This is a genomic window from Duganella sp. CF517 (assembly GCF_900110275.1).
GTDB lineage: Bacteria > Pseudomonadota > Gammaproteobacteria > Burkholderiales > Burkholderiaceae_D > Rugamonas.
Map to the genome: position 1 here is coordinate 1 of NZ_FODC01000021.1, position 5,784 is coordinate 5,784.

1 protein-coding gene and 1 pseudogene are annotated in these 5,784 nt (G+C 65.1%); both read right to left on the reverse strand.

Going from position 1 to position 5,784, the window contains the following annotated elements:
• On the reverse strand, nucleotides 1-1,802 hold a 1,802-nt coding region (locus BMX85_RS29770), incomplete at its 3' end, for a DUF4214 domain-containing protein (protein ID WP_373924349.1).
• A 220-nt stretch (nucleotides 1,803-2,022) separates the two neighbouring features.
• Nucleotides 2,023-5,784, reverse strand: a pseudogene (locus BMX85_RS29775) (calcium-binding protein); the annotation flags it as partial.

Below are 5,784 nucleotides of genomic sequence, written 5' to 3' on the forward strand. Positions count from 1 at the left end.
CCGGCGTTTTCCAATACCACGTCGGCCGCGTTGAGCAGCACATAGGTGTCGTCGCCCAGGCCGCCGCTCAAGGTGTCGACGCCGAGGCCGCCGTTGAGCACGTCGTTGCCATCGCTGCCATGCAGGCTGTCGTTGCCGGGACTGGGGACGTTGTCCTGCACCTGCGCCAGCGTCTTGTCGCCGTCGGCGAAGGCGAAGTTTTCCACGCCACGCACGGTGATCATATTCCCCGCGCCGTCGGTCAACAGCGTGTCGGTCAAGGTCGGGCGCGTGACGACATAGTCGGCGAACTTGCCCAGCCCCTGCAGCAGGTCGGTGCCGGCGCCGCCGTCGATGGTGTCCTTGCCGGTCGCGCCGACAAAGGTGTCGTCGCCCAGGCCGCCAATCAGGCTGTCGGCGCCGTCGCCGCCGACGAGCCGATCGTTGCCGGCGCCGCCGTCGAGCTTGTTGCCGGCATGGCCGCCGGTGATGATATTGTCGAGCACGTTACCGGTGCCGGTGAACGCGGCCTTGCCGGTGTAGGCCAGGTTCTCGACGTTGGCCGTCAGCGTATAGGCTGCCTGCGACGCCCGCACGGTGTCCGTGCCCTCACCCGTCAACTCGGTTACCACGTCGCCGGCCGCGTCCACCAAGTAGAGGTCGTCGCCGCTGCCGCCGGTCAGTTTGTCGGCGCCGGCGCCGCCATCGAGCCTGTCGTTACCGGCGTTGCCGGTCAGGGTGTTGGCGGCCGCGTTGCCGGTTAAGACGTTATCGAGCGCGTTGCCTACCAGGCTCACCGCGGTCGTGGCGCTCGTCACCGTCGCGTTCTCGACGTTGGCCGCGAGCGTGTAGCTGCCGGCCGTCGTGTAGCCGACATTGACCAAATCCGTGCCCTCGCCAGCGCCCTCGGTCACCACGTCGCCGACGACGTTGACCAGATAGGTATCGTCGCCCGCGCCACCGGCAAGCTGGTCGGCGCCGGTGCTGCCCTTGAGCGTGTCGTTGCCCGACACGATCACATTGCTGGTGACGGACTCGCGCGTGCCTAGCCCATCGGTGTAGGTGGCGGTGACGGTGATCGGTTTGCCGACCTGCGCCGCCGTCAGCGTGAACGTATCCGACGTCGCGCCAGCGATGGCGACGCCGGCGGCCATCCACTGGTAACCGACAGTGCCGAGGCCATCGGCGTCGGCAAGTGTGTGGGAAGCGGTCAGGACCTGGCCTTCAACGGCCGTGCCACCGGCGGTGACGTCACCCGTCGCCGCGTGGTTAAGCGGGGCGCCCGTCACCTGGCTTACGGTTTCAGGCAATGCGGCCAGCGCGACGGCGAGCGACGCGCCGTCCGTGACCGTCGCGATGAATGCCTTGGCGAGCGCGACCGCGCCTGCGGCCGGGTTGGCGTAACCGCTGATTTCGGCAGCCGTATCCAGCTCGGCGGTGAACGCTTCGGCGGCCGCGATCTTGCTGTTGACGGCGATCAGGTCGCTACCTTGCGCCGCGTCGGTCAGCGTCGTGATCAGATCCGCCAAGGTGATGCTGCCATTTTGCAACAATCCGACCCAAAACGTCAGACCTGCCGGCTCGGCATGATGGCCGAACAAATTCACATAGCGTTGGTCGACAACTTGCTCGGTGGATAAGCCAGCGAATGCCGCGGTGAATTCCGTCGCGGTGGACAGCGCCGTTTTCACGGCCGCCAAGCCGCTGTCGCGCTGTTGTTCAAGCATGCCCAGCCAGAAGGCGAGGGCGACGGGATCAGCGGGGCGGCCAAGGTAGGCGACGTAGAGTTTTTGAATGTCGTGTACATTGCCGCTGACTACCATTACTGCTTCTCCCGTGAAAACCGCGCTCGGCTTCCGTGATGGTTGATGGAATCCCGGAGGATGTTAATAGGAATACTATCATTTCCCATAAGAAATTGCCAATGGGAATTACTAGCTTGACAACCAATAATTAATCTCGGAAATTAAAAAGTCCCGCAAAGGCACTTGCGGGACTTTACTTTCGACGCTGCGCTCGCTCGTCGGCCAGCTGAGCAATCCATCAAACGATGAACTGGTAGTCCGCCACGGTGGTGCTCGGCGTTCCCGTCAACACGGCGATCTGGGTCAGCTCGCCGGCGGAAACGACGTTGTCGGCGCCGTTGGAGGTGAACCGATACACCGCCGTGTCGGCGGCGGTGGAAAGCACACAGATCATCTGTTCGCCGGCGTCGTAGCTGCCTTTGTGGCTATTGATGAGGTTTGCGACGGAGACAGATGAAAAACTCGCCAGCTTCTGGGTGAAAATGACGAGATTCCCGTACAGGTTGGTGCCCGGCTCGGAAACCGTCTGCGCGTTCAGGAACAGCGCGTCTTTGACGTCGCGGAAGTGCAACATGATGCGGTCGCTGCCGGAGACCATATCGGTAATCGTGGCCATGCCCCGCGCCGGGATGATGAAGGCATCGGCCCCGCCGCCGCCGGTCAGCGTATCGACGCCGCCGGCGCCGTCGATCGAGTCATTGCCGGCGCCCCCGGCCAGATTGTCGGCGCCGCTCGTGCCGACGATGGTTTTGCCATAAGCAATCACGTCGGAGGAAGTGCCGATACCATGCAGGTTTTGGGTGAGGGCTTCCAGCGTCAGCGTGATATCGCTAAAGACAAAAGTCTCCACACCGCGCACCGTGGCGGAATAACCAGTCGCATCGGTCAGCTGGATATCGCTGGCGCTGATCTGCTTCACCTTGAAGGATGCGGCGCTCCCCAAGGGGTAGCCGAGCACCAGGGTATCGGCGCCGCCGCCACCATCGACCGTATCCTTGCCAGGACTTGCTTCGAAGCGGTCGTCGCCATCCCCGCCAAGCAAGCTGTCATTGCCGACACCGCCCACCAGCGTGTCGTTGCCGGCGCCCCCGTCCAGCCTGGCGCTGGTGCTGTAGCTCGCGTTGAGCACATTGCCCAGCGCGTTGCCGATCCCGGTGAAATTGAGGGGACCGGTCTGGCTGCGTCCGAACAGGTTTTCGACGTTGTCCGGCAGCCGGTAGGAAGACAGATTGGTCGTGACCTGGTCGATGCCGCCGCCAACGCTTTCCACGACGACGGCACCGCTGGCGGCGCCATCGAGGATATAGATATCGTCGCCGGCGCCGCCAATCAACGTATCGGCGCCCCCCAAGCCTTGCAAGGTATCGTTGCCGTCCCCGCCGGCCAGGCTGTTGGCGGCGGCATTGCCGGTGAGCCAGTTGGCCAGTTCGTTGCCGACGATATTGACGGCGACACTGGCGGCAGACAGGACGGCGGCGTTTTCGACATTCGCCGTCATCGTGTAAGTGGCGGCCTTGGCAAAGGCCAGGGCAACCGCATCCGTGCCCGCATTGGCCGCCTCGATCACCACGTCGTCCGCACCGGACAGCACGTAGGCGTCATTTCCCGGCCCGCCTTCCATCGTGTCGGCGCCTTCGCGGCCGTCGAGCACATCGGCATTGGCGGTGCCGCGCAGGCGGTCATTGCCGACGCTGACGATGTTGTCCTGGACCTCGTCCAGCGTCTTGGTGCCGTCGGCAAAGACCATATACTCGATGTTGCGAATGGTAAGCACACTGCCATTCTGGCCGGTCAACACGGTATCGGCCGCGTTCGGGCGGCTGACCTTGTAGCTGGCGAAATCGCCCAGCACTTGCACCACATCGATGCCAGCGCCACCGTCGACCGTGTCCTTGCCCAGGCCTGCGGCGATGGTGTCGTCGCCCAGCCCTCCCGCCAGGCTGTCGGCGCCGTTGCCGCCGGTGAGGCTGTCGTTGCCGGCGCCGCCATCGATCTTGTTGCCGGCGTTGCCGCCGATGATGACATTGTCGAGCGCGTTGCCGGTGGCGGTGAACGCGGCCACGCCGGTGTACACCAGGGTTTCGAGGTTGGCCGCCAGCGTGTAGGTGGCCAGCTTGGTACGCACCGTGTCGCTACCCTCGTTCAGCGCTTCGGTCACCACGTCGCCGGCGCTGTCGACAATATAGAGGTCGTCGCCGATACCGCCAATCAGTTTGTCGGCGCCGGCACCACCGTCCAGCGTGTCGTTGCCGCCGCCGCCGGTCAGCGTGTTGGCCGCCGCGTTAGCAGTCAGGAAGTTGTCCAGGTCATTGCCGGTCAGGTTGACCGCGACCGTCGCCGCCGAGGTAACCGTTGCATTCTCGACGCCGTCGGCCAACGCATAGGTGCTATTACTGGCGGTCAAGGCGACCTGCGCCAGATCGATGCCTTCGTCGGCGTTTTCGACGATCTTATCGGCCGTATTATCGATGACGTAGCTGTCGTTGCCCAACCCGCCAGTCATGCTGTCGGCGCCGGTGCCGCCGTTCAGGGTGTCGTCGCCGTCACCGCCGTACAGCTTGTCGTTGCCAGCACTGACGAGGTTGTATTGCACGTCATCGAGCGACTTCGCGCCATCGGCGAAGACGAAGCTTTCGACATTGCGCACGGTGAGCACGGTGCCATTCTGGCCGGTCAGCACCGTGTCGGTCGCGCTCGGGCGGGTGATCTTGTAGCTGGCGAAATTGCCCGCCACTTGCACCACATCGTTTCCAGTGCCCCCGTCGATGGTGTCCTTGCCAAGGCCAGCGGCGATGGTGTCGTCGCCCAGCCCTCCAGCCAGGCTGTCCGCGCCGTTGCCGCCGGTGAGGCTGTCATTGCCGGCGCCGCCGTCGAGCTTGTTGCCGGCGTTGCCGCCGATGATGACATTGTCGAGCGCGTTGCCGGTGGCGGTGAACGCGGCCTTGCCGGTGTAGGCCAGGTGCTCGACGTTGGCCGTCAGCGTATAGGTCGCCAACGATGTCCACACGGTGTCCGCGCCCTCGCCCGTCAACTCGGTCACCACGTCGCCGGCCGCGTCCACCAGGTAGAGGTCATCGCCGCTGCCGCCGATCAGTTTGTCGGCGCCGGTGCCGCCATCGAGCTGGTCGTTGCCGGCGCCGCCGGTCAGTGTGTTGGCCGCCGCGTTGCCGGTCAGGACGTTGTCGAGGCTATTGCCGGTGAGGTTGGCGGCAATGGACGCCGCCGCCGTCACGCTGGCATTCTCCACGTTCGCCGCCAGCGTGTAGGTGCCCGCCGCCGTCAACGCCACCTGGACCAGGTCGACGCCTTCGCCGGCGTTTTCCAGCACCGCGTCTGCCGCGTTGAACAGCACATAGGTGTCGTCGCCGACGCCGCCGCTCAAGGTGTCGACGCCGAGGCCGCCGTTGAGCATGTCGTTGCCATCGGTGCCATACAGGCTGTCGTTGCCGGGGCTGCCGATGTTGTCTTGCACCTGCGCCAGCGTCTTGTCGCCGTCGGCGAAGGCGAAGTGTTCCACGCCACGCGCGGTGATGACGTTGCCCGCGCCGTCGGTCAGCACGGTATCGGTCAGGCTCGGGCGCGTGACGACATAGTCGGCGAAGTTGCCCAAGCCTTGCAGCAGGTCGGCGCCGGCGCCGCCGTCGACGATGTCCTTGCCGCTCGCGCCGATGAAGGTGTCGTCGCCCAGGCCGCCGATCAGGTTGTCGGCGCCGTCGCCGCCGATGAGTCGATCGTTGCCGGCGCCGCCGTCGAGCTTGTTGCCGGCATGGCCGCCGGTGATGATATTGTCGAGCACGTTACCGGTGCCGGTGAACGCGGCCTTGCCGGTGTACGCCAGGTTCTCGACGTTGGCCGTCAGCGTATAGGTCGCCAGCGAAGTCCACACGGTGTCCGTGCCCTCGCCGGCCAGCTCGGTCACGACGTCGCCGGCCACGTCCACCGAGTAGAGGTCATCGCCGCTGCCGCCAATCAGCTTGTCGGCGCCGGCGCCGCCATCGAG